The sequence below is a fragment of the Gimesia benthica genome, from assembly GCF_009720525.1.
GTDB classification, from domain to species: Bacteria; Planctomycetota; Planctomycetia; order Planctomycetales; family Planctomycetaceae; genus Gimesia; species Gimesia benthica.
This window is the reverse complement of sequence record NZ_CP043930.1, coordinates 309,141-332,167: the sequence shown is the minus strand read 5'-3', so window position 1 is coordinate 332,167 and position 23,027 is coordinate 309,141. Positions and strand designations below refer to the sequence as shown.

Below are 23,027 nucleotides of genomic sequence, written 5' to 3'. Positions count from 1 at the left end.
GAGGGTTCCTTCCCATGACCACGGTAAAGCCTGATGAGCTCCACAAATCCATTTGTCAATCAGGCAGGTCGGAAAGATAGCCTGTTCCAAAGTTTGTGTCAAAATCAGTTAGGAGAGCTGAAATTGAGTTTTTGGAATTATGTAAACTTTACAACCGGGCGTAGCGGTGAGTGGATTACCTGGTTTACCAGGCGGTCGGAGCCGGGAAGTTCTCGTTAAACATCGGTTCCTGGTTGATGTAGTCGTCTTCCCGTTTCATGCTGTCCAGTTGAAGTTTACGCTGTTCCTGCTGGAGTTCTTCGCTGGTAATGGGGCCTCTGACTTCAGCCAGCGGTGCGACGTATTTGGGCTGTTTGACTTTTACGTCGGTCGGATAAAAGACGCCCCGGTCCTGTGGCGCAGCGGCTGCAGAGGCATCTGAGGCGGAAGCGATTGCGGTTTCAGGGTAGATCCGCTTGTGATAGGTGCTGCTGAAACCGGCGGGCTGATGATAGTCGGGAATGTTGCGGCACCCGACCTGCAGACAGGTCAGGCCAAGCAGAATCAGCATGTATCTGCTGTATTGAGGCACCAGGATTCCCTTCCGAATAACAGAAAAAGCGGCCCTCAACTGGAGAGGGCCGCTTTCGTAATATCGGCGATTCAGGGGAAGGCTGTCGATTAAAAATCAGACAAATCCCGGAACCAGTGCTTAACCTTTGGCTGCGGCATAGCGTTTGGCGACTTCATCCCAGTTAATCACATTAAAAAATGCGGAGATGTAGTCAGGACGCTTGTTCTGGTAGTTTAGGTAGTATGCGTGTTCCCAGACGTCCAGTCCCAGAATCGGGGTGTGACCTTCTGAAAGTGGTGTGTCCTGGTTCGGAGTGCTTTCAACAACCAGTTTGCCGCCATCGACGGAGAGCCAGGCCCAGCCGGAACCGAAGCGGGTAGCTGCAGCGTTGGCGAACTGTTCTTTGAAGGCATCGAAGCTGCCGAAGGTGGCGTTGATGTCATCGCCGAGGTCACCACCGGGAGTTCCACCGCCGTTGGGGGACATGATGGTCCAGAACAGGCTGTGGTTCGCGTGTCCGCCACCGTTGTTGCGGATGGCAGTACGGATATCTTCAGGAACGGCGCTCAGGTCGCTCATCAGGTCTTCGATGGACTTGGAAGCCAGGTCGCTGTGGCCTTCGAGGGCGGCGTTGGCTTTGGTGATGTAAGCCTGGTGGTGCTTGGTGTGGTGGATCTCCATCGTGCGGGCATCGATGTGAGGTTCCAAGGCATCGTAGGCATAGGGCAGGTCAGGAAGTGAGTAAGACATACGACAAACTCCTTTGTGTTTCGGTGTAAATAGTCTAAAGTTGTGAGTGACTTTACGTATATTGCCCGGCGTCTCAAATCCAGTAGATCATTAGAGATAACCGGATCTGTGTGCAAATACATCCTTCTTCCCCATTGTAGAGGATTATCTGATTCTCACAACCAACTGGTCGATAAGTTTTCACATTGGCGCCAGCAGCCTGCTTCCTGCCGATGTGCATAGTTGACGTTTAACCGGTGGGTTCTACAATAAAACCGTGCCGAAAAAAATTCGACAGAATTCTCCGGATTTGTAAAGGATCTGATTATGCACAGGAAAGCTCTGGTTGCTTTACCCGTATTCAATGAAGAACGTCATGTGATCGAGGTTTTGACCGAAGTCCGCAAGTACGCCGAGGCGATTCTGGTCGTCGACGATGGTTCTTCGGACCGGACTCCAGAGCTGCTCAAAGAAGTGTCGGGCATCGAAGTTCTCACGCATCCGGAAAATCGTGGATATGGTGCCGCTCTCAAAAGTGCCTTCGATTACGCGATTGCTCACCAGGATGAATACGACATCCTGGTCACCATTGACTGCGATGGTCAGCACGAACCCACCCTGCTCCCGAATCTGGTCCAGCAGATGCGCGAACAACCAGCTGACGGACCAATCGACATGCTTTCGGGTAGTCGTTATCTGAAGCAGTTTGATGGTGCCAGCATTCCTCCCGAAGATCGTCGGCAGATTAACGTCGCCGTCACGCGTCGGATCAACGAACAACTGGGCTTTGATCTGACGGATGCGTTCTGTGGTCTGAAGGCATACCGGGTCGAAGCACTGGCGAAGTTCAACGTGACCGATCTCGGCTACGCGATGCCGCTGCAACTCTGGGTTCAGGCCGCTGCTCATGGAATGAAGATCGTTGAATTCCCCGTTCCGCTGGTCTACCTCGAAGAAGAACGCAGCTTCGGCGGTTCGCTCGATGATGCGATCAAACGCAAAGCATACTACGATGAAGTGCTCGACCGGGAAATGCAGGCAGCCGGGCTGACCTGCTGTGCCTCTGATTGTTGTAACGATCGTACCGATTCTTTCAGCGAGTGATCTGCCGGGTATTCGGTTCAGATCAGCCTCTGCGGATGCATCGGGCGATTTCCCTCTGAATTCAATTCAAAAGGACTCGACAATCAGTTGTGCACTCATCAAACTGAAAGCCGCTCAACCATACCGCTCGGGCGGTGGTTCTGTTATGATAGAGCCGATTGACGGATCTTCTCGCCTGCCCGTACCTGATTTTGATTCATTCCGCACACCCGTAAAGCGTTGAAATGTCATCAGTGACTCCTTTTCCCTGCCAGAATCCTGAATCCCGATTTACATCCAGTTCCGCGGTGCCGGAACCGGTGTGGGAAAAACAGGATCTGCGTGTGCCCCGCTCCGACGATGTGGTCTTTTCGCGGCCCGATCTCTCGGAGATCATCGCGGATGCCGAAGCGAACCGCAGCATGTTTGAAGCCTGCTCCCGGGAACGGAGCGGCAAAATTATCTCCAGCCTGCGGAGCTGGGCCCGAAAAGCGGTTCTGGAAGAGGCGGCCCGCTACACCAGCGAGTTGACGGGGACCCCAGTCGAACTTCCGACCGATCTCGACGAGCGTCTGCTGTTCATGACGGGACATCAACCGGCGTTGTTTCACCCGGGCGTCTGGGTGAAGAACCTGCTGGTCGGAAACGTGGCCCGGCAGACCGGGGGCCTCAGTCTGAACCTGATCGTCGATAATGACCTGGTGAGTACGACTTCGATTCGAGTACCCCAGGGGACACAGGCCGATCCGGAACTGGTCGAAATCCCTTTTGATGAAACCATTGAAAAAAAGCCCTGGGAAGAGACGACCGTCCAGAACCGGGAGCTGTTCTGCTCTTTTGAGAAACGTGTCAGCGAGGCACTCCAGCAGTGGCCCGACCTGGGAGCACCTCTGCTGCAAGAGATCTGGCCGGCTGCCGTCGCGCAATTGGAAACTTCGGATCGCCTGGTTGACTGTCTGACTGCTGCCCGACATGCAATGGAATCCCGCTGGGGCGTTGAAAACCTGGAACTGCCCATCAGTCGTCTCTCGGAAACCGGACCGTTCCTGTGGTTTGCTTGTTACCTGATTCAGAATGCGAGTGCGTTCCGCAAGATACACAATGAAGTCCTGGGAGAGTACCGCAAGGTTAACCGGGTCCGCAGTAAAACACATCCGGTGCCCGAACTCTCTGAGTCTGAGGGCTGGGTGGAAACCCCGTTCTGGGTCTGGCAGGCCGGCGCCACTCGACGGCACCAGTTGCTCGTGAAACGGGAAGATCAGGAAGTACTGCTGTCGGACGGTACGCGTGAAATCGCCCGCTTACCGCTGAAGGAACAGTGCGACCTGTCAGCGGCTATCGAAGTCTTGAAACAACTTCCCGCGCAAGGCATCCGCCTGCGAACACGGGCGCTGACCACGACGCTGTTTGCCCGGTTGTTCCTGGGCGATCTGTTCGTGCATGGCATCGGCGGCGCCAAGTATGATGAAATGACCGATCGGATTTTTACCCGGTTCTTCCATCTGGTGCCTCCACGATATCTCACGCTCTCTGCAACCCGTTACCTCCCCTTCTGCGAGGCCTTTAATGTGCAGGAGTGCGATGAAACCTGTCTGAGACGGATCCTGCGGGATCTGGATTTCAACTCGGATCGGCACCTGAATCCGGAGCAGCAGAAGGCAGCGGCTCCCCTGCTGGAACGCAAACAGGCGTTGATTCAGGAGCAGGAGGCTGCTCCCGATGAGGAGTTAAGCCCGGCTGCCCGCCGACGTGAGAACCGACAGCGGTTCCGCGAAATTCGCGAAGTCGACGCTGCCCTGGCCGAACTGACGACACAACTGCGAAGTCAGGTCGAAGAAGATCTGGCGACGATTCAGAAACAGCGGCAGGCCAATCAGGTCATACAGAGCCGCGAGCTTTCGTTTGTGCTCTACCCTGAAGCGACGCTGAAGTCTCTGTTCGAGAAACTGGTTGTTGAATAACCGTTCCGCGCACGTCTTTTGGTTCCAGACTACTCCCCTGCTTTATGGATCCGTTCAAACAGGAACTGATGGCGGGAGTTGAATAACCGACGATATCCCAGCACGACAGAGATGACCGTCCCCAGTGCGGTGCCGGATGCGATCAGGAACATGATCACGATCTGGTACTTCACCGATTCCAGCGGACTGGCACCAGCGAGAATCTGCCCCGTCATCATTCCGGGCAGCGAGACCAGGCCGACGACCATCATGGAATTGATAATCGGCGTCATACCCGAGCGGACCGCATTCTGCAGAGCCTGTCGGGCCGCTTCATTGCGGGTGGCACCCAGCGTCAGTTTGAGTTCCACCTCAGCCCGGCGGAGAACGAGTTCTTCACTGAGTCGATCCAGGCCCAGTGAAATTCCATTGAGGGTATTCCCGAGGATCATTCCCAGTAAGGGGATCAGATATTGCGCGGGACTGTCGGACCAGCTGTGCGGCGGAATGACGACCGTCAATGCGAAGCCGGTCACCAGCCAGGAACTGGCAAAGACCGCGACAATGCTGTTGAGCCAGATCCCCGGGTAGCGCCGCTGGGAACGTTGTACCGCGGTGATCCCCGCGATGAGCGTCATTGTAAACATGAGCGCGGCGATGACCGACCACCAGGAGAGCTCGAAGATCCACTCCAGGATCAAGCCGATCAACAGCAGTTGCACGATAGAGCGGAGCGTGGCTATCAGTAACCGCTTCTCCATGTCGAGCTTGAGCCAGACGGAGATGATACCGTTCACCAGGACCAGCGACGTGGCGAGGACCAGATTCAGGGTTGTTAAGTCGTACATGAAACTTGCTCGGGACAGACTGGGGGTACGGGTTCATCAGAAACGCAAATCAGTTTACGAACAGGGATTGTAGCAGAGGCTGCTTCATTTTTTCATCTCGAGGGCTTAACCGGATCTTCAATTTGCAGTGTTTTCCCGCCTTTTCTGAATTCGCAAGACCTTAACTTTCCATTCATCAGCAGCGAATAATTTTCTGGTAGTATCCCCCGCCATAATGAAATCAGAAAAACAAAAAGAGGTGCACACGGCCGGAGTTGTGCCAGGCATGCAGGGCATGCGTTATCGCGGAGCAATGTCATTAAGGAGGATGATATGATCGTGTCCGAGGAACGGGGATCCACAACGGCTGGTCGCGAGATACGCACGATCTTTGTCAGCGATGTCCACCTGGGCTGCATGCACTCACGGGCGGAAGAATTTCTCGCCTTTCTGAAAGCCCACAAGCCTGAGTCCCTGTATCTGGTGGGAGACCTGATTGACGGCTGGAAGCTTCGCAAAAAATGGCGCTGGCCGGAAAGCTATAACGCGATCCTCGATCGTGTGGAAGAGCTGAGTGCTTCCGGAACCGAGGTCTTTTATACCCCTGGAAACCACGATAATTTTCTCCGCGATTTTGGTAAGCGGTTTGGCTTTGTAACCCTCTCCGATGAGTTCGTGCATATCACGGCGGACGGGCGGCGTTTCCTGATTATCCACGGAGACCAGTTCGATAAATTCGAGACTGGCGCCCAGTGGCTCTCGGTGCTCGGATCGTTCGCGTATGACATTCTACTGACCGCGAATACCCTGTTTAACCGGGTCTTTCGACGCAAGGGGCAGGCGAAGTTCGCGCTCTCTTCCGCCATCAAGTCACGGGTTAAACAGCTGATGCGGTTCATCAGTGATTTTGAACAGAAGCTGGCCAGCCATGCCCGCAAGCGGTTATGCGAGGGCATTATCTGTGGTCACATTCATGCGCCCAATATTCTCGATATTGACGGGATTAACTACTGCAATACCGGGGACTGGGTCGAGCACTGCACTGCCCTGATTGAATACAGCGACGGTGCGTTGGAGATTGTGTACTTCGATCAGAATGTCGCCCCCGTGAAGAAACCAACTGTCAAAACCAGGACCGCGGACCAGGGGGTGAGACCCCAGGTCGAGGTCGAAATGTCAGGACTGCTGAGTCGGTTCTGGAAACGTTGTCATCCCTTCAGGTTGATCAGACGCTGATCAGCCTTTTTTTATTGTCCAGTCGGAGCAGATTCCATGATTGCAGAACGGATCAGTCGTAAGAGTTTTCAATGGGTTCATCAGGGAAACCTCGTTTATAACACCTGCTGGGAGGACCCGCGCCTGGACCGCCAAGCGTTAAAACTCGGACCGGATGACGAAGTCATGGTGATTACATCCGCGGGGTGTAATGCTCTGGATTATCTGCTCGACGAACCGCGACGGGTGCATGCGGTGGATATGAATCCCAAGCAGAATGCGTTGCTTGAACTGAAACTGGCTGCGATTCGCAACCTGGATTTCGAAGACTTTTTCGATCTGTTCGGTCGCGGGAATTCTGCCAACTGGGAGCACCTGTATGGTCAGAAGCTGCGGTGCGAGCTGTCCGTGCTCACGCGGAAATACTGGGACCGACATGGGGATTTCTTCTCCAGCGAAGGCAAACGCCCCAGCTTTTATTTTCGCGGCTCTTCCGGTCTGTTTGCCTGGATGGTCAACGGTTATATCGACCGGGTGGCTAAGATCCGGGAAGATATCAATTCCCTGCTCTCCGCACAGGACATCGATGAGCAGACCTCGATTTATCAGTCGCGCAACCTGAATGAACAGCTTTGGACGCGGATGATCAAATGGTGGATGCGGCGCGATCTGACGCTCTCAATGCTGGGTGTGCCCCGGGCGCAACGGACTCAGATTGACCAGGGGTATCCGGGCGGAATCGTGCAGTTCGTGATCGATCGGATTGAGACGGTCTTCACCAGTCGCTCGCTGCGGGATAACTATTTCTGGCGCGTCTATCTGACGGGGAGTTATGATCCCGAATGCTGTCCGGAGTATCTCAAACGCGAAAACTTCGAACGGCTCAAAGGGGGACTGGTCGACCGGATCAGCGTGAATACGAATACCGTGGAAGGGTTCCTGAATCAGCACCAGGGTACGATTTCCCGTTATGTGCTGCTGGATCATATGGACTGGATGGCCGGGGCTCAACCTCAGTTACTCCAGAGTGAGTGGCAGGCGATTGTGAACCGGGCGGCAGAAGAGACGCGTATCATCTGGCGGAGTGCAGGCATGCAGGTCGATTTCATCGATCCGCTGCAGGTGCAGCACCAGGGAAAGACGGCCCGGGTGGGAGAAATGCTCCGTTACCAGAGTCAACTCGCGGACGAACTGCACGAGCGGGATCGCGTGAATACGTATGGTAGTTTTTATATTGCCGATCTGCAGGTCTGATCTGATGCCGAAGAGGAAGCGGCTTTTACTCGCGCGGAAAGGAATCGCCCGATGAGTTATCTGAGTGGACGCTGGAATGATGTCCGGACGCTGTGGCATTTGCTGGCCTCGCGGATCGAAGGGCAGACGCACGCCGAACGGCTGGACTCTTTCTATTCCGGACAGGCAGCGGGCTATGATCAGTTTCGTCGGAAACTGCTGCATGGTCGCTGTGAGTTGTTCGAAAGTCTGCCGGTTCTCGAGAATGGCGTCTGGGTCGATCTGGGAGCCGGCACGGGAGAAAATGCTGAACTGTGGGGACCTCGCCTGCAGGAGTTTCGTCAGGTTTACCTGGTCGATCTCTGTCAGCCTCTCCTGGATGTTTGTCAGCAGCGGATAACGGACCGGGGCTGGGAACGGGTGTCTGCGGTTTGCGCGGATGCCACACAGTTCGCACCTGCGGAAACGGAGGTGGACCTCGTGACGTTTTCCTATTCCCTGACGATGATTCCCGACTGGTTTCAGGCGGTGAATCGGGCCTGGGAGTTATTACGACCGGGGGGCTGCTGGCGATTGTCGATTTTTATGTCTCCCGCAAGTACCCCGCTGAAACCCTGCGACGGCACAGCTGGTTTCAACGTCATTTCTGGCCGACCTGGTTTGCGGGAGATAACGTGTTTCTGAATGCGGACCACCTGCCTTACCTGCTCGACCGGTTTGAACTGGTTTCACTGAAAGAGTGTCAGGGAAGTCTGCCGTTTGTGCCTCTGCTGAAAGTACCTTATTACAGTCTGATTGTCCGCAAGCCCGTCTGAGGATTAAACGGAATCTATGGTGACTGTCGTCGGCTGCCCTCTGCGCTCGGTTCCGATTCTGTTATGATACGCGGTGTGTCACGAATGAGAATCAGAGCCACGTACAGGATGCCGACCAGATGTTGATTGAATCGCTGCAGAATCCATCGCTCTTCGCACATGAGGTAGACGAGTTCCAGGTCCTGGAGACGCACATCTCCTGGGTACTGTTGACGGGGCCGTATGCTTACAAACTCAAAAAGCCGGTCGATCTGGGCTTTGTGAATTTCACCACACTCGCTTTGCGGGAGCAGTACTGCCACGAGGAAATTCGGCTGAATCGACGTCTTGCGCCCGATTTGTATCTCAAGGTGATTCCCATCACCGGAACTGAAGAAGCACCGGAACTGGATGGCGCGGGGGAAGTCATCGATTACGCGGTGCAGATGGTCCAGTTTTCTCAGGATGATCTACTGAGTAAAGCGATTGGTGAAGATCGGTTAACTGCCGGGCACATCGATCGCCTGGCTGAAGAAGTCGCTGAGTTTCACGGTCGGGCTGCGGTCGCGGATAGTGACTTGCCTTACGGAACGCCGGATAAGGTCATGGCGCCCGTTAAGGAAAACTTTCGGCATGTGGACGAACTGTTTGGCGACGATGACGAGGTCCGCGAAATGGTGGAGCAGATTCGCGCCGAGAATGATCGCTGGCATGAATCCGCAAAAGGCTTGCTGGCGGAGCGGAAAACGCAGGGCTTTATTCGGGAATGTCACGGCGATATGCACCTGGGAAATATGATCCTCAATGAAGGCGGGGTGACGATTTTCGACTGCCTCGAGTTCAACGCCGACCTGCGGTGGACCGACGTGATGAGCGAGGTGGCGTTCGTGGTGATGGACCTGGAAGACCGGGGACGCCCCGATTTTGCGATGCGGTTTGTGAATCGCTACTTCGAACTGACGGGTGACTACGCCGGTGTGCCTCTGCTGCGGTTTTATCTCTCGTATCGGGCGATGGTTCGCGCCAAGGTGGCGGCGTTACGACTGAGTCAGCATGAATTTTCGCCGGCTGAAACCCGGGAGATCCGTGAGGAGTTCTGGTCTTATCTGAAGCTGGCCCGCAAGTATGTGACGCGGGATGAGCCTCTGTTGATTCTGACGCATGGCGTTTCGGGAAGTGGGAAATCGTATGGGACCGGTTTGCTGCTGGAAGGCATGTCTGCCATTCGCGTGCGTTCGGATGTGGAGCGGAAGCGATTACAGACGGAGCAGGAGATTCCCGACGAGCGTCTCTATACTTCCGAAGTGACCGAGTTGACCTATCAGCGGCTGGTGGAACTGGCCGAGACGATTCTGGACGCGGGCTGGTCGGTGATCGTCGATGCGACGACGCTGCAGGTCTGGCAGCGTTCCCTGTTCAGCGAACTGGCGGCAGCTCGGGGAGTCCGGTTTGTGCTGCTCTGTTTTGAAGCTGAACAGGATGTGCTGGAGCAGCGGATCGAAGACCGGCAGGCGTACGAAGAAGATCCCTCGGATGCGACTCGGGATGTGCTGCAATTGCAGCTCGATGTCCGCGAACCACTGACGGCGAAGGAACAAGCGGTTTCAGCCGTCCTCCCTACAAAGCAGGAATGGACGACTGAAATGCTGGTTCAACTGGTGACTGGTTAGACACCGAATGCTGGAGGAAGCGGTGAATTATTCCGTTTCCGAAATCCAGGTGCGGGCGGCGTCCAGTTCGTGCAGGTCGAAATATTTGACCTTGGCGGAGGTGAAGGGTTTACAGAACATGGCCATGCCCTCTTCCCATTTCTTCTCGCCGACCATGGCCAGTTTGCCGATGTCTTTGAAGTGCTTGACGTCGAACTTGATGTCTTCCCAGATGGCTTCCATGGTCCAGCCATGAAAGTCGTGGAGCACGACCAGCATGTGCAGGGGGCCGTGCTGCTGGATCAGTGTTTCAATCGTAGGAGTGAAGTCGTGGTAATCTTCTTTGACCAGCTTGCCGGACATGCTGATTTCCACGTAGTTCTCGGTCGCGTGGTGTATGATCTCAAGTGACATCGCTTGTCTCCTTTAAATGTGAGAGAAATACTTACTGTCTCCAGCATAATTAAATCAGGGCTGGTTTCCAATTCGTAATGGACAGATTTCACTGTTCCTTGATAAACCCGATTGCCCTGGTTCAGGCAGTTGTCGGAACTGGTTCCAGGGTGCCGGCTGGAAAGGACATGAGCTGCGTGGCGACACGTTCTGCCTGCGCGTGATCGTGGGTGATCCAGACGAAGGCCGGACGCTGGTTAGAGGTCTCAAGCCACTGTTGAATGATCTGCTCAAACTGCCGCGTGGTTTGTGGATCGAGGCCGGACGTCGGTTCGTCCATTAACAGGATTTGCGGGGCGAGAATCAGGGCCCGCAGCAGAGCGACGATCTGCCCTTCTCCCCCTGAGAGGGCACTGGATTTCCGCTTGAGGAACCCGTTGGGTCGTTCAAAGGAGCTGAGCAGTTCCAGAACCGCGTCGACATTGTTGGATTTATCCTGGTTGATATGAAACTGCAGTGCGAATTTCAGATTGCTTTCCACGGTCCCTTCGATGAGCACGGGCCGCTGCTGCAGATAGACGACCTGGCTGCGGTAGGCGGGCAGGTCTTTGTCGGCGACGGGGGCATTCTGAAACAGAATGTCTCCCGCCTGGATCTCATCCAGCATGGCCAGGGATCGGAGGAACAGTGACTTCCCTGAACCGGTGGGACCGACAATCGCGATCCGATCGCCGGGATGGACCTGGAGTGACAAGTCTCGGACGAGCCACTCCCCTGCAGTGGTCTGGCGGCCGATGGAGCAGGCTTCCAGCAGACAATCCTGGTCTGTTTCCGTCGAGTCACTCAAGTGATCTGCTCCACTTCGATCTGATCGTAAAAGGTCTGCATCCGCTTTTCCGACAGGCGGGCGGGCAGGAGCTGCGTCAGGTTGTCGGCGGCAGCTGCCATTCCCCGGCGGATGGCAGCAGGGACCGGTTTACCACGATGCAGGGCCACCGCGATGCCCGCAGCCAGGCTGTCGCCACAGGCAATCGGATTCACAACTTCCGCCCGGGCGGGGGTGAAGCGATAGACGTGTTCCCGCGAGGTGGCCCAGAGAGTGTCTTTCCCCTGCGAAATCACGACCCAGGTGGCGCCTCGTTCGTTGATCTCCTGCATACCCTTGATGAGCGTCTCGGTATCAGCGAGTTTGGTCATCAGGGTGCGTTCCAGTTCTTCGTGATTGGGTTTCACCAGGAACGGTTTTTCTTCGAGGGCTGCTTCCAGTTCCGGCCCGCGAGCGTCGAGAATCACGGGACAATGTGTCTCGGCGATCAGATCGCTGTAAAAGCTGGAGGGGGTCCCTGCGGGAAGCGAGCCGGTGAGCACGACTACCTGGGCAGACTTGAGGTGCTTCAGGTATTCCGTTTTGAAAGCCGCCAGTTCCTCTGCGGTGATCGGCTGTGCGTTTTCAACCAGTTCGGTGGTCTTACCGGTGGAACGATCCAGGATCGTCGTGCAGACCCGGGTCGGCGTCTGTTGCGGGATGACGCAGGATGAGACGCCCAGCTGTTCGAGTTCGTTCGAGATCAGCTCCCGCGCGAAGCCTCCCGCCGGGTAGATCGTCTCGCAGGGAGTTCCCAGGTGCCGCACCGCGATGCCGACGTTGATGACCTTCCCGGAAGAGGTCCATTGCGCAGACTGACAGCGGTTGACCTCACCTGTTTCCAGGGAGCTTACTTCCAGAATCTGCTGCCAGGCCGGACTTAAGCCGGCTGCGATAATCATGGTATCAATCCTTCACAAAGATCCATGGGAACGGGTTCAGGGAACGAGTTCGCCACGGAGCATAATCTGACCAACGCGAATGTGGGTTCCCTGGTATTTGGGAGATTTTAATTCTTCATCCGGGTTTTTGAGGCGAAATGCGACCGGCGTACGGTCTGGCTGTTCGGGATGAATTTCAACGGTCACGGTATGAACCTGGTTCGGATCCAGATTCTGTGCCAGTCGAAGCGTCGAAATTCGATGGTAGGTACAGTAGCTGTCAAAGCGGGCCACCGGTTTCTGGCTCGGCTTGCCGTCAACGGTGATCAGCACCTGTCCCCCGTCTGGGCCGAGCAGGTCGTAGAGGGCTGCCTGGGTTCCGCGGAAGCGGAAGGTAATACGACTGCCGGGTTCGTCGGCTTCCCAGATCTGTCCCATGCGATTGCCGAAGCGTTTCTGCAGGATATTGTCAGCGGGCAGCTTCTTCCAGTTGCCGGTAAGCACGGATGGTTCGAGGGGAATCATCTTGGCATTGGTCCAGTGGCTTTTGACGAAAGGCTGTTTCAGCTTGTCGGCATGGTCGACTGGTTGAGAGTCTGTTTCCATTTTCTGGATGGCGTCGGCAATGACTTCGGTGTAGATTTCGTGTCCCTGGTCCAGTGGGTGAACACCATCTTTGGAGAACTGGATGATGCCGTCTGCCAGCGGTTTATCGGACTGGTACTTGAGTTTTCCCTGCTGTTCCAGTTCGGCAATTTTGAGGGCGACATTGATGGACGGGATGCCGTAATGGTCGGCCAGGAGTTCCATGGCGGAAGCGGCCCGCGGGCATTCTCCCTCGCGGAGTTCCTTTTCGTAGTTCACGCGGAAGGTATAGACGAAGCAGATATCGGTCTGCGGATTTGCCTGCCAGATCTGTCGCACGATGCCATCCATCGAGTCCCAGATGGCCTCGGGTTGACGTCCCCCGTCATTGACGGCGAATTCGACGAAAACCAGATCGGGTTTGTGATCGAGGACATCGCGCTGGAGTCGAAAGACACCCAGGTCACTGCCCGTTCCCCCGATGGCGGCGTGGATCTCGTGAATCTTCGCTTTGGGGAATGCTTCCTTGAGCCACCTGGTCGTTTTGACGCGCCAGCCATTGGCTGCGGTGATGGAGCCACCGAGATAGGCGACGTTGACTTCTTTTCCCTGCTGCAGTTTCTGAAGCACATTGCCGAGGCCCTGACGGGGTTTCACCTGTTCGGCTTTGACGGCGTGGTAAGCAGGCGGAGCAGCCTGGCTTGAAAACAGAGCGGTGAAGAGGAAGAGTCCAGCTGTGAGCAGCTTCAAACAGGACAGATGCATGGCGCGGTATCTCCAGAGGCAGACTTGCTAGTAAAGTATTAGTTAACAGGCCCAGTTTAACCTATCAGCAGGCAGATTGAAATGAGCGCGCACTGCCCAATTTGGAGAGCGGATTTTTCAAGAAGCCTCAGTAATCTTACAAAAGATCCTGCAGGATACCGGTCAGTTCATCGTCGGAGATTTCGCGCGGATTGCCCCGCATGCTGTTGCCCCGGGAATCAGCGACGAGTGCGGGAATCTGTTCGCGTGTGACGCCCAGTTCTGATAGAGTCGCGGGAATATCGATACTGGCATTTAAGGCTTCGATCTGCTGAATCAGGGAATCGGCGGCGTCCGCATCTGAGAGGGAGAGTCCGGGATCGAGGTGGCGGGCGATGTCCGCGTATTGCGTTTCACAGACACTGCGGTTGGCTTTGAGCGTCGAGGGCAGCATGACGGCACAGGCCAGGCCGTGCGGAATGCGACAATGGGTTCCCAGGGCGGGGGCGACGCCGTGTGCCATGCCCAGTCCGGAGTTCGCGAGTGCGATGCCGGACAGCAGGGCGGCGTGAGCCATGCTCTCGCGACCCGTGCGGGAGTTGCCATCTGCGACAGCTTGAGGCAAGGCGGGGATGGCCAGCTTCAGACCCTGCAGACTGAGTGCCTGGGGGATGGGCTGCGCACGGCAGGAAATGTAGCTTTCCAGTAACTGGGTGATGGCATCCATGCCGGTGCGGGCGGTGATTTCGGGGGGCACCGAACAGGCCAGCTTCGGATCACAGAGGATAATGTCGGGAATCATTTCGGGAGAACGCAGGCTCTTCTTGAAAGCGGGGGCGTAGCTGGAGATGACTGCGTTCTTGGTGGCTTCGCTGCCTGTGCCTGCCGTAGTGGGAATTGCCATTAAAGGGAGCGGTTTTGCTTTGAGTTGCAGCCCCTGCCCGACCCCTTCGAGGTAATCGAGCACGGTTTCGCTTTCCCGGTTGGTGATCATCGCGGCACACGCTTTGGCAAGGTCGATGCCGGAACCACCGCCGATGCCGATGAGAAAGTCCCCTGCACCCAGGGTATGGTGCTGGAGGATGTTGGTGACCTGGTCGACGTCGGTTACTTCCGGTTCATGTGAGATCGTACGGATGTGTTCGCTGGAGATGCCCGCGCGGGAGAGCAGCGACTTCAATTCGTCAAGCACGCCGTTAGTTTCCAGGGAACGCGAACCGGAGATAATCAGTGCCCGACTGCCCAGGGATGCGGCCAGGGTGCCTGCTTCCTGGAAACGATCCCAGCCAAAATGAATCTGCGGGGGAGCAAAGAAATCATAGTGCATGGCGCTGTCTTTTGTGTATGAGAAAAATACAGCCCGTGGCTTGCATCGGTGATACTTCACGCGAGGAACGGGGCATAAAAAAAGGGATACACTGAAAGGAGTGTATCCCCGGGACCGTATGAACTACGGTGTGTTACTTCTGCTGCAGTTCTGCTTCGATCGTGGAGACGACTTCTTTGGACTGCGGATTGGTGCGAGTCGGGAAGCGGGCAGCGATATCGCCGTCACGGCCGATCACGAACTTTTCAAAGTTCCAGCTGATAGGACCGGAGGATTTTGGCTTGGTGTTCTGCGAGGTCAGATACTTGTAGAGAGGGTCAGCGTCTTTACCGTTGACGTCAATCTTGTTGAACATGTCGAAGGTGACGCCGTAGTTCTTGGTGCAGAATTCAGAAATCTGCACTGAGGTTCCGGGCTCCTGGGCACCAAACTGGTTGCAGGGGAAACCGAGGACGACCAGTCCTTTGTCTTTGTATTTTTCGTGCAGTGACTGCAGATCTTTGTACTGGGGAGTCGCGCCGCATTTGCTGGCGGTGTTGACGATCAGCAGAACTTTGCCCTTGTACTTGCTCAGATCAACATCTTTGCCGTCCAGCGACTTCATGGTGCGATCGAGTACGGGGGGAACGGATTTCTTATCATCCTGACCGGCAATCAGAGTGGAACAGGTCAGTGCCAGCATGCTTGCCAGCAGGGTCATGGTCGTGAGGCTTCTCATCAATCTCTCCCTCATTTGGGATCCGGGCAATGTGCACGGCTCGTAAGTTAATAAAACAGACACAGGATGCTTTTCGTCGCCTCGTGCGAGAACACTACGATCCCTCCAGTGTTATCGAATCAGAATGATAACCTTACTTAAATATTACATTGATGCCTGAGTAGAATCAATTGCACAGAAGTGATTCCTGCAGGGATTGCAGGTGGGAAGCTGATTTATATGAAGCGGACAGCTGGTGGATTAGGGAGAATAACGGCTTCAGGAGAGACGGTTGGCGAGGTTGGCTTTGTGGTAGAGGGTGCCCAGCAGTTCCGAAATGGGGAAGTCATCGCTGGTACAGTTGGCCTCGATTTCGAGTTCATTCACCCAGCGGTTGCGGAGGTCTTTTTCCAGTTGCTCGCGGGCCGAGCTATTCAGTTCCTGGAAGTCGAACAGTTCCACGATATAGTGTTCGGAAGTATTGTCTGCATCCGTTTTGAGGGTGAAGGCCAGGTGGGCCAGTGGTTCCCTGGCGATGATAAAGTCTTCAAAGGGAGCCAGTTCGAAAGATTTTTCCAGCTCGGAAATCAGGCAGTGCTGAAAGGTTTCATAGGGACGCTTCCGTTCTCCGGGGAGCATGAATTCCTGACGTTCGTAGTTCCAGTGGACCAGCCAGTGAGGCTTTCCCTCGATGGTAGTCTGAAACAGGATGAATGCACCAACAAAGTTGCTCATTGTTGTCGGTTAACCTTTCGCGGGAGGATGCTGCGCTCTGGATGTTGAAACTAGATGGCCCAATCGAATTTTATCATCACAGCAGATTCAGATGTTGTTGATTTCAGCGAAAACGGTCCCATCCTCGAAGAAAGTGAGCGCAGAGCCCAGATTCCACGCTATTAGGGGAACCGCAGATTTGTGGAATTCTGAGGGAAATTCAGATTTTATGATCTTTTTCCTGTTTCCCATTGCATGCGTAGAATGGAAGTTGTAGAATTACGCATAAGAGCTCACGTATGTAAGGTGAGCCTGCACAACTAATACAATCCCCAAAGACACCTGCCCCCTACACACCCGCCCCTGAAGGCAAACATTGTTGAGCCAAGACTTTGGACTATGTTTCGCCTGAGCGTAAGAAGGTTCCTTCCATGAAAATTCATCTTATCAGTGATCATCCCGATTTACCGGATATCGAGGTCAGTGTTGATGAGTTACCCGTTGTAATGGGAAGAAGTAACAATTGTGATCTGCGTGTGCTGGATCCGATGATGAGCCGCCAGCAGTGTGAATTGACCTTCTTGAACAACTCCGTTCGCGTACGTGACCTGGAATCGACCAACGGTACGATGGTGAACTCGGAAACCGTGCATGAAGCTCCCCTCTACCCGGGCGATATTCTGACCATCGGAATGGCCAACTATGTCATCAGTTACTATGATGGCGAAGGTCAGGAAAGTTTCGAAGAGAGCTATTTCTCCGAGAACCCGGTTTAACGATTCCGCCTGAAGGCGGACCTCTCCCCTGGCTGACAGTGCAGTGGAATCGATTCCTGCACGTTGAATTTCTACTGAGAAATCGAAGCAGCCATGTCTCACTCTGAAGAACTGTTTGATGTTGTTGATGCGGACGACCGGGTCTTGGAACAACTGCCCCGCTCGGTCGTACACGCCCGCAAGCTCCTGCATCGTGCCGCAAATATTTTTGTCTTCAATTCCCGCGGAGAACTGCTGCTGCAGTATCGCGCCGCGACCAAAGACGAGTATCCCCTGACCTACACTTCCTCCGCTTCCGGTCATCTGAGTGCCGGCGAGGATTATGCCGAATCGGCTCGACGTGAGATGCAGGAGGAGATCGGCATCACGACACCCCTGGAGCGACTGGCGAAATTTCCCGGAACACCCCATAACGCTTATGAGCATACGGTGCTGTTTCGCACCGTTTCCGATGGCCCCTTCACGTTTGATCCGGTTGAGATTGAACGCGCTGAATTTTTCAAGCTGGCTGACATCGAACGTATGCTGGATGAAAACGCGGAAGGTTTCACGCCCCCTTTCAGGCAGCTCTTTCGCTGGTACCGTGCCTGTTACCGGGATTGACCGTCTACGCGGGGTATGCGGGAAGGTCATCAGACAGCGTAACGGGAAACCCTGAAACTTGTGTATGCTTTTTGTGTCCAGGGTAGTATTATTCGGGCTGATTCTCTTTCTCCTCATCTAAGTGCGATCGATTATGAGCTCAAAACCGGCCCTCTCCACAAATACTCTGGTGGGACTCCTTCTGATCTGGGGATCTCCCTTTCTACTGGCCGGGCTGATCCTGCAGCAGACCGCTGCGTTTCGCAATTCCAAAAGTGCAACCTTTGATGAAACCTACTATCTGAGCACCGCTCTGAAGACGGTTCATCAAGGGTTTCTGGATACACGGATCAGTGGGGAAGGCGTCGCACCGCTGCCGATCATGATGGACTACCTGCCGGTCGTCTGGAATGAAGAGGGCAGCCTGCGTGAGAATCCCTGGGGGAGCTATGAGAAAGATTCCACGTATATTCGACGCGCCAGGCGACTCAATTCAATTCTGGTGGGAATACCGACGATGCTGCTGGTGTACTGCTGGCTGTACCGACGCCGGGGTTATCTGGCGGCCCTGCTGGGAGGCGCGCTGATTACCTTTTCCCCGACGATGGAAGCTCACTTTTCCCTGGCCACGACGGATTCCTGTTTTACACTGATGGCGCTGATTGCACTGGCGACGCTGGTCCATTACTGGAAACAACCCGGCGGCTGGAATCTGTTCTGGGTTGCTCTGGCCGTTTCTGTGGCGATCTCCGCGAAGTACTCGGGGATTTTGCTGCTGCCTTGTACGTTGTTGGTTGTTGGTCTGGTCGCTTTGCAGAAATGGACCTCATTTTCCAAAGCGGCAGTCTGGTCTCTGACGAAACGGGTCACACTGGTCTTTGGAGTGTTTCTGCTCATGTTCGTTCCGCTGACCTGGGCGCTGCATTTGTTCTCGTTCACGGGACCTTTGAAAAACGTGCCTTATGCCGAAACCCCCGATTACTCTCCCTGGGTCAAGATGCTCGGTCGGGGCCCGACGGCTCAGAAGATTATGGAAATCGCACACAATGATATTAAACGGCCTGCTCCCTTTGCGGGGGTGTTGTTTCAGTTCCAGCATAACGAGGCAGGCCATGATGCCTATCTGATGGGTGAACTCTCTAAGGGTGGCTGGTGGTATTTCTTCCCCCTGGCCTGGCTCTGGAAAAGTACACCCGTGGAACTGCTGTTAACGGTGATCAGCCTGTGCCTGCTCCCCTTTCTGTGGGGCGATCTGAAACGGCTGGTGAGGCCTGCCTCCGCTCCTGTTTCTGAACTTCCCGAAGAGGAAGAACAGCAGACCGATGTTGACACACCAACGAGCCACGCGCCCCTGATCTGGGTGCTGGCTGTGGTGGTCTTTATGGGGATGTCTTTGACCAGCCGCTTGAATCTGGGACAACGTTACCTGCTGCTCCTCTATCCCCTGTTGTGTCTGTTCAGCATCGATCAGATGTGGCGCTGGTTTGAGGGAAAGCGGGTACTGCTGGTCACATTGTCCGTGGCCTTGATCGGTTTTCAGGTGCAGTCCATCGTTTCAGTTCAACCCGACTATCTGTCCTACTTCAATGATGGAATTGGCGGACCTCGTGCGGGGCACAAATACCTGCTGGATTCAAACCTCGACTGGGGTCAGGACCTGCCTGCTCTGAAGAAGATTATGGACGAGTTGCCGCTCGAAGATCAGAAGAACTCATTGATTTACTACTTCGGAACCGCCCGACCAGATCTGTACGGGATTAAAGCAGTTCACATCCGCGACCATCATACTGTTGATCCAGACCAGTTGAAATACATGATTATCTCGGCGAATCATCTACAGGGACTATATGCGCATGGGGACGATCCTTGTGCTGAATTCCGGAAGTTGGAACCATTCAAAATGGCCAACTATTCGATTTACGTCTTTGATCTGCAGAGTCTGGAAGCGAAAAAGGCCCTGAAAAAGTGCCTGAAAATTTATCAGGACCACATGGACGAGCAGGAGAAAGAATAGCGAGATTGTCATTTATGAGTCTGGTCCGGGAGATCTGTGTCCCCAGACTTTTGTTGAGACTATGGTTCCGGCTGCGGTCACCTGTTAGAATAAACGAATCTTAATATGTCGCTGAGACTGTGGTTCGCCTCCTGTTCTAACCAAAGTGGGGACTGCTGTGATAAGACTGCGATTGCCGGGACTGGTTTGCGCTGCGGGCCTGCTCGGATTATTTCTGACGGGCTCGTCCTCTGTACGCGGAGGCGAGATCGAGTTTAACCGCGATGTGCGGCCGATCCTTTCCGATCTCTGCTTTCAGTGTCACGGCCCCGATGCCTCTCAACGCCAGGCCGAACTGCGGCTCGATCAGGAGAGCGGTCTCCTGGGCACTACGGCTGACCCGGGAGTGGTGCTTCCCGGAAACGCGGCTGAGAGTGAATTATTCAAACGGCTGCTGACGACTGACCTGGAACTGGTAATGCCTCCACCGTCGTCCGAGAAGCAGATCACTGCAGACCAGATCGATACCATCAAACGCTGGATCGATGCGGGTGCCCGCTGGCAGAAACACTGGGCCTTTATTCCGCCCCGACGTCCCGAGATTCCCCAGGTCAGGCAGCAGGCCTGGGTGCGTAATCCCATCGATGCATTCGTGTTGGCACGGCTGGAAGCAGAGGGGTTGAAACCCTCTCCTGCAGCCGATCGATCAACGCTGCTCCGCCGACTGAGCCTGGATCTGACCGGTCTCCCCCCTGCCCTGGCTGAGCAGGACGCGTTTTTTCAGGATGAGTCTCCTGAAGCTTACGAACGCCGGGTAGATCGTCTGCTGGCCTCACCCCATTATGGCGAGCGGATGGCGCTGGAGTGGCTCGATGCGGCCCGCTTTGCTGATACCAGCGGTTATCAGACCGACGGGGAACGGCATATGTGGCGCTGGCGCGAATGGGTGATCAATGCATTCAACAGCAATAAGTCTTTTGATCAGTTTACCATCGAACAGCTGGCCGGGGATCTGCTGCCGAACCCTACGCTGGATCAACTGGTTGCCACCGGTTTCAATCGCAATCATCGAGCCAATTCCGAGGGGGGAATCATCTTTGATGAATACCTGCTGGAATACGCGGTCGATCGGGTCGAGACCACGGGGACGGTCTGGCTGGGACTGACGGTGGGATGCGCCCGCTGTCACGAGCACAAGTACGATCCAGTTTCGCAGAAAGAGTTTTACCAGTTGATCGCCTTTTTCAATAACATTCCCGAACGGGGTCGTGTAATCAAATATGGTAATGCGGCCCCCTTCGTGAAAGCACCGACTGCTGCCCAACAGCAGAAACTGGAAGCATTGAATCAGCAGATCAGCGAACTGGAACGGAAGCTCAAGTCCGCAGAGCCAGAGTTGAAGAGTCTGCAGAAACAATGGGAAGCGAAGCAGCCTTCAGCCGACCTGGAGCTCAAATATCCGCAGCAGCACCTGGCCTACCGGATTGACTTTAACGGCGAGCTGAAGCTGCAGGTCATCGGTAAACAACAGATGGATTACTATGCAAACCGGACCAACGCTTCAAGTGATGTGGAGAGATACGATCGGGATGGATCGACCAGTCAGGCCCAATTCGAGCCGACTGCAGAAGGACAGGCGCTGAAACTCAATGGCTCCGAACAGCATGAAGTTAAAGAGTTGAGAGAGCCACAGGGTGTCAAACTGGATGGTCAAAAGCCTGTCCATTTGAAAGGGGACGCGAAGCCGATTTTGAGTGACAAAGATCCGTTCTCGGTCGTCTTTCAGGTCAACCCTGCGCAGCCAGACGGGACGATTCTGGCATCACTGACACCGAAGCAGGATGAGAGCGGTTTTCGGATCTTTCTGGAAGCCGGACGACTGCAGATCAACATGGGGCCGCGTTGGCTCGACGATGCGGTATTATTGGCAGCCCGCGACAAGCTCGAACTGAACCGTTGGTCGCATGTGGTTCTCACCTATGCGGGGAATTCACAGGCACGCGACTTCCAGCTGTATGTCAATGGAGAGCCACACGAACTGGAAGTCAAACTCGACTATCTGACCGGCGGGTTTGCGTTTCCTGCGCCGTTTGTGTTTGGGGCCTATCACGATCGCGATTACTTTCGCGGGCTGGTTGACGATTTCCGAATCTACCGAACGCAGCTGACTTCAGACTGGGTGACCCTCGACCTGGTGCGAGAGTCGGTCCCCGAAATCCTGAAGATTCCTGTTAACAAACGAAGTGCAGCCCAGCAGCTGAAAGTGACACGCTATTTCATGACATATCGGGCGCCGACGGAATACCGTCTCGCTTTCTTTAATTTGCGGTCTCTGAAAGAAAAACAGTTTGCCCTGGAACGTCGTCTGCCAACCAGCATGGTGATGCGGGAGCAGGACGAAAAGCAGCCCACTTTCGTGCTCATGCGAGGTGAATACGACAAACCGGGCGAGCAGGTCTCTGCCGACATTCCGGCCAGCCTGGGAACGTTGTCCGCCGACCTGCCCCGCAATCGATTGGGGCTGGCCCGCTGGCTCGTCGATCCGGCGAATCCGTTGACGGCCCGGGTGATCGTGAACCGCTACTGGCAGATGTATTTCGGGAATGGCCTGGTCAAGACAACCGAAGACTTCGGTTCCCAGGGTTCCTGGCCAACACATCCCGAACTGCTCGACTGGCTGGCGACCGAGTTCATTCGCACCGGCTGGGATGTAAAACGACTGCAGAAACTGATTGTCACATCCGCGACTTATCGGCAGTCATCGCATGTCTTGCCTGCCCTGTTGAAAGCGGATCCCGAGAACCGACTGCTGGCGCGGGCGGCCCGATTGCGATTGCCTGCGGAGATGATTCGCGATCAGGCCTTGTCTGTCTCCGGTCTGCTCCGTCCCGAGATCGGCGGTCCTTCGGTCAAACCCTATCAACCTCAAGGAGTCTGGAAGGAGATCGCCAGTCAGATCTATGAGCCGGGAACCGGAGCCGATCTGTATCGCCGGAGTATGTATACCTACTGGAAACGCACCGTGCCTCCCCCGACGATGGCGACCTTCGATGCCCCGTCTCGCGAGACCTGCATCGTCAAACGTTCGCGGACCAATACGCCTCTACAGGCCCTGGCGCTGCTCAACGATGTGACGTATGTCGAAGCGTCCCGCAAGCTGGCCGAGCGGATGCTCAAACAGAAAGTCCAGGCGCCGGCGGAACGGATTCGTTTCGCGATGCGGGTCGTGCTGGCGCGTGAGCCGAGCGAACGCGAGCTGGCTATCTTCCTTAAAGGCTGGGAGCATTATCACAGCCGATTCGCAGCCCAGCCTGAAGCGGCGCGGAAGTTCCTCGACGTGGGTGAGTCGCGGTCGGCGATTCAGTACGACCCTGCGGAGCACGCGGCTTACACGGTGATTGCCAGTCTGATATTAAACCTGGATGAGACCATTAACAGGGAATAACC

Annotated in this window: 21 protein-coding genes; 11 read left to right on the top strand and 10 right to left on the bottom strand. The window is 55.1% G+C overall.

Going from position 1 to position 23,027, the window contains the following annotated elements; genetic code table 11:
- Positions 1–184 precede the first annotated feature (184 nt).
- Together F1728_RS01455 and F1728_RS01450 are read right to left on the bottom strand one after the other, a co-directional pair.
- Positions 185–550 carry a hypothetical protein gene (locus tag F1728_RS01455; protein ID WP_155362592.1) on the bottom strand — a complete coding sequence of 122 codons (366 nt, stop codon included), beginning with the start codon at positions 548–550 and terminating at the stop codon, positions 185–187.
- A 141-nt stretch (positions 551–691) separates the two neighbouring features.
- Positions 692–1,303: a superoxide dismutase gene (locus F1728_RS01450; protein WP_155362591.1), complete on the bottom strand. Its 612-nt coding sequence runs from the start codon at positions 1,301–1,303 to the stop codon at positions 692–694.
- A gap of 306 nt (positions 1,304–1,609) precedes the next feature.
- On the opposite strand from F1728_RS01450, the gene F1728_RS01445 reads away from it, so the two are divergent.
- Together F1728_RS01445 and F1728_RS01440 are read left to right on the top strand one after the other, a co-directional pair.
- Positions 1,610–2,386, top strand: a complete 777-nt coding sequence (locus F1728_RS01445) for a glycosyltransferase family 2 protein (RefSeq protein WP_155362590.1) — start codon at positions 1,610–1,612, stop codon at positions 2,384–2,386.
- A 224-nt stretch (positions 2,387–2,610) separates the two neighbouring features.
- On the top strand, positions 2,611–4,326 hold the full coding sequence (locus F1728_RS01440; protein ID WP_155362589.1) for a hypothetical protein: 1,716 nt from the start codon (positions 2,611–2,613) through the stop codon (positions 4,324–4,326).
- 29 nt (positions 4,327–4,355) lie between these two features.
- On the opposite strand, the gene F1728_RS01435 is transcribed toward F1728_RS01440, so the two are convergent.
- Positions 4,356–5,153: an ABC transporter permease gene (locus tag F1728_RS01435; RefSeq protein ID WP_155362588.1), complete on the bottom strand. Its 798-nt coding sequence runs from the start codon at positions 5,151–5,153 to the stop codon at positions 4,356–4,358.
- 312 nt (positions 5,154–5,465) lie between these two features.
- On the opposite strand from F1728_RS01435, the gene F1728_RS01430 reads away from it, so the two are divergent.
- The 5 genes from F1728_RS01430 (at position 5,466) to F1728_RS01415 (ending at position 10,044) form a co-directional block, all read left to right on the top strand.
- Positions 5,466–6,368, top strand: a complete 903-nt coding sequence (locus F1728_RS01430; protein ID WP_155362587.1) for a UDP-2,3-diacylglucosamine diphosphatase — start codon at positions 5,466–5,468, stop codon at positions 6,366–6,368.
- A gap of 36 nt (positions 6,369–6,404) precedes the next feature.
- Complete coding sequence (locus F1728_RS01425) at positions 6,405–7,601, top strand: DUF3419 family protein (RefSeq protein WP_155362586.1); 1,197 nt, start codon at positions 6,405–6,407, stop codon at positions 7,599–7,601.
- A 51-nt stretch (positions 7,602–7,652) separates the two neighbouring features.
- Entirely contained in the window at positions 7,653–8,264 is a 612-nt protein-coding gene (locus F1728_RS01420; protein ID WP_228030454.1) for a class I SAM-dependent methyltransferase, read from the top strand.
- Positions 8,255–8,395, top strand: a complete 141-nt coding sequence (locus F1728_RS31440; protein WP_228030453.1) for a hypothetical protein — start codon at positions 8,255–8,257, stop codon at positions 8,393–8,395. The genes F1728_RS01420 and F1728_RS31440 overlap by 10 nt, the downstream gene beginning before the upstream one ends.
- 119 nt (positions 8,396–8,514) lie before the next feature.
- Positions 8,515–10,044, top strand: a complete 1,530-nt coding sequence (locus F1728_RS01415) for a bifunctional aminoglycoside phosphotransferase/ATP-binding protein (RefSeq protein WP_155362585.1) — start codon at positions 8,515–8,517, stop codon at positions 10,042–10,044.
- Between the two features lie 27 nt (positions 10,045–10,071).
- On the opposite strand, the gene F1728_RS01410 is transcribed toward F1728_RS01415, so the two are convergent.
- The 7 genes from F1728_RS01410 to F1728_RS01380 all read right to left on the bottom strand — a co-directional run bounded on the left by F1728_RS01410 (position 10,072) and on the right by F1728_RS01380 (position 16,250).
- Positions 10,072–10,437, bottom strand: coding sequence for a SpoIIAA family protein (locus tag F1728_RS01410; RefSeq protein WP_155362584.1), 366 nt, complete (start codon positions 10,435–10,437; stop codon positions 10,072–10,074).
- Between the two features lie 121 nt (positions 10,438–10,558).
- Positions 10,559–11,263 (bottom strand): ABC transporter ATP-binding protein, encoded by a 705-nt coding sequence (locus tag F1728_RS01405; RefSeq protein ID WP_155362583.1) that lies wholly within the window; start codon positions 11,261–11,263, stop codon positions 10,559–10,561.
- Positions 11,260–12,183 carry a 1-phosphofructokinase family hexose kinase gene (locus F1728_RS01400; protein ID WP_155362582.1) on the bottom strand — a complete coding sequence of 308 codons (924 nt, stop codon included), beginning with the start codon at positions 12,181–12,183 and terminating at the stop codon, positions 11,260–11,262. The genes F1728_RS01405 and F1728_RS01400 overlap by 4 nt, the downstream gene beginning before the upstream one ends.
- Before the next feature lie 36 nt (positions 12,184–12,219).
- The gene (locus F1728_RS01395) at positions 12,220–13,512 is read right to left on the bottom strand and encodes an SGNH/GDSL hydrolase family protein (protein WP_155362581.1); all 1,293 of its coding nucleotides are present in this window, start codon (positions 13,510–13,512) and stop codon (positions 12,220–12,222) included.
- Between the two features lie 136 nt (positions 13,513–13,648).
- A complete protein-coding gene (locus F1728_RS01390; protein ID WP_155362580.1) occupies positions 13,649–14,818 on the bottom strand; it encodes an iron-containing alcohol dehydrogenase in 1,170 nt (389 codons plus the stop codon).
- A gap of 133 nt (positions 14,819–14,951) precedes the next feature.
- Positions 14,952–15,536, bottom strand: a complete 585-nt coding sequence (locus tag F1728_RS01385; protein WP_155362579.1) for a glutathione peroxidase — start codon at positions 15,534–15,536, stop codon at positions 14,952–14,954.
- A gap of 258 nt (positions 15,537–15,794) precedes the next feature.
- Complete coding sequence (locus F1728_RS01380) at positions 15,795–16,250, bottom strand: hypothetical protein (RefSeq protein ID WP_155362578.1); 456 nt, start codon at positions 16,248–16,250, stop codon at positions 15,795–15,797.
- 410 nt (positions 16,251–16,660) lie between these two features.
- On the opposite strand from F1728_RS01380, the gene F1728_RS01375 reads away from it, so the two are divergent.
- From F1728_RS01375 to F1728_RS01360, 4 genes are all read left to right on the top strand, one after another.
- Positions 16,661–17,005 (top strand): FHA domain-containing protein, encoded by a 345-nt coding sequence (locus F1728_RS01375; protein WP_155362577.1) that lies wholly within the window; start codon positions 16,661–16,663, stop codon positions 17,003–17,005.
- 93 nt (positions 17,006–17,098) lie between these two features.
- Entirely contained in the window at positions 17,099–17,608 is a 510-nt protein-coding gene (locus tag F1728_RS01370; RefSeq protein ID WP_155362576.1) for an NUDIX hydrolase, read from the top strand.
- Positions 17,609–17,741: 133 nt separating this feature from the next.
- Entirely contained in the window at positions 17,742–19,601 is a 1,860-nt protein-coding gene (locus F1728_RS01365) for an ArnT family glycosyltransferase (RefSeq protein WP_155362575.1), read from the top strand.
- A gap of 157 nt (positions 19,602–19,758) precedes the next feature.
- Entirely contained in the window at positions 19,759–23,025 is a 3,267-nt protein-coding gene (locus tag F1728_RS01360) for a DUF1553 domain-containing protein (protein ID WP_228030452.1), read from the top strand.
- Positions 23,026–23,027 lie beyond the last annotated feature (2 nt).

Coding starts and splice junctions, on each gene's coding strand:
- F1728_RS01435 (WP_155362588.1), bottom strand. CDS start 5,153: ATGTACGACTTAACAACCCTGAATCTGGTCCTCGCCACGTCGCTGGTC.
- F1728_RS01410 (WP_155362584.1), bottom strand. CDS start 10,437: ATGTCACTTGAGATCATACACCACGCGACCGAGAACTACGTGGAAATC.
- F1728_RS01395 (WP_155362581.1), bottom strand. CDS start 13,512: ATGCATCTGTCCTGTTTGAAGCTGCTCACAGCTGGACTCTTCCTCTTC.
- F1728_RS01415 (WP_155362585.1), top strand. CDS start 8,515: ATGTTGATTGAATCGCTGCAGAATCCATCGCTCTTCGCACATGAGGTA.
- F1728_RS01440 (WP_155362589.1), top strand. CDS start 2,611: ATGTCATCAGTGACTCCTTTTCCCTGCCAGAATCCTGAATCCCGATTT.
- F1728_RS01445 (WP_155362590.1), top strand. CDS start 1,610: ATGCACAGGAAAGCTCTGGTTGCTTTACCCGTATTCAATGAAGAACGT.
- F1728_RS01365 (WP_155362575.1), top strand. CDS start 17,742: ATGAGCTCAAAACCGGCCCTCTCCACAAATACTCTGGTGGGACTCCTT.
- F1728_RS01400 (WP_155362582.1), bottom strand. CDS start 12,183: ATGATTATCGCAGCCGGCTTAAGTCCGGCCTGGCAGCAGATTCTGGAA.
- F1728_RS01455 (WP_155362592.1), bottom strand. CDS start 550: ATGCTGATTCTGCTTGGCCTGACCTGTCTGCAGGTCGGGTGCCGCAAC.
- F1728_RS01385 (WP_155362579.1), bottom strand. CDS start 15,536: ATGAGAAGCCTCACGACCATGACCCTGCTGGCAAGCATGCTGGCACTG.
- F1728_RS01420 (WP_228030454.1), top strand. CDS start 7,653: ATGAGTTATCTGAGTGGACGCTGGAATGATGTCCGGACGCTGTGGCAT.
- F1728_RS01375 (WP_155362577.1), top strand. CDS start 16,661: ATGAAAATTCATCTTATCAGTGATCATCCCGATTTACCGGATATCGAG.
- F1728_RS01450 (WP_155362591.1), bottom strand. CDS start 1,303: ATGTCTTACTCACTTCCTGACCTGCCCTATGCCTACGATGCCTTGGAA.
- F1728_RS01425 (WP_155362586.1), top strand. CDS start 6,405: ATGATTGCAGAACGGATCAGTCGTAAGAGTTTTCAATGGGTTCATCAG.
- F1728_RS01380 (WP_155362578.1), bottom strand. CDS start 16,250: ATGAGCAACTTTGTTGGTGCATTCATCCTGTTTCAGACTACCATCGAG.
- F1728_RS01370 (WP_155362576.1), top strand. CDS start 17,099: ATGTCTCACTCTGAAGAACTGTTTGATGTTGTTGATGCGGACGACCGG.
- F1728_RS01390 (WP_155362580.1), bottom strand. CDS start 14,818: ATGCACTATGATTTCTTTGCTCCCCCGCAGATTCATTTTGGCTGGGAT.
- F1728_RS01430 (WP_155362587.1), top strand. CDS start 5,466: ATGATCGTGTCCGAGGAACGGGGATCCACAACGGCTGGTCGCGAGATA.